The following is a 356-nucleotide window of genomic DNA, read 5'->3' as shown; positions in this document are numbered from 1 at the left end:
TAATGGCACAGTCCCCACTGTTGATTACACCGTCACCGATAATGATGGCGGCACCGCTAGCAGCACCTTAGATATCGTTATCACCCCAGTGAATGATGCACCGATTGCGGTGAATGACAGCTACACGGTGAATGAGGACGAATCCATAGCCCTCAATCCACTCAAAGGTGATAGCGATATTGATGGCGATAGTTTAAGCATCATCAACATTAATGGTACGGCACTGACCCCAGGGGTCGCGCAAAGCATTACCGTAGATAATGGCGTGGTCAAGATTGATATTAACGGCGCTATTACCTTTACCCCAGAAGCCAACTTTAATGGTCAAGTTGAATTTGACTACACCATCAGCGATG

Annotated in this window: 1 protein-coding gene; it reads left to right on the top strand. The window is 47.2% G+C overall.

Going from position 1 to position 356, the window contains the following annotated elements; translation table 11 throughout:
- A partial coding sequence (locus CXF61_RS14000; RefSeq protein ID WP_193834169.1) for an Ig-like domain-containing protein occupies nt 1–356 on the top strand: 356 nt, incomplete at both ends.

The organism is Psychrobacter sp. 4Dc (assembly GCF_002836715.1).
GTDB lineage: Bacteria > Pseudomonadota > Gammaproteobacteria > Pseudomonadales > Moraxellaceae > Psychrobacter.
The sequence above is the reverse complement of the archived record's forward strand: the minus strand, read 5'-3'. Positions and strand labels throughout refer to the sequence as shown.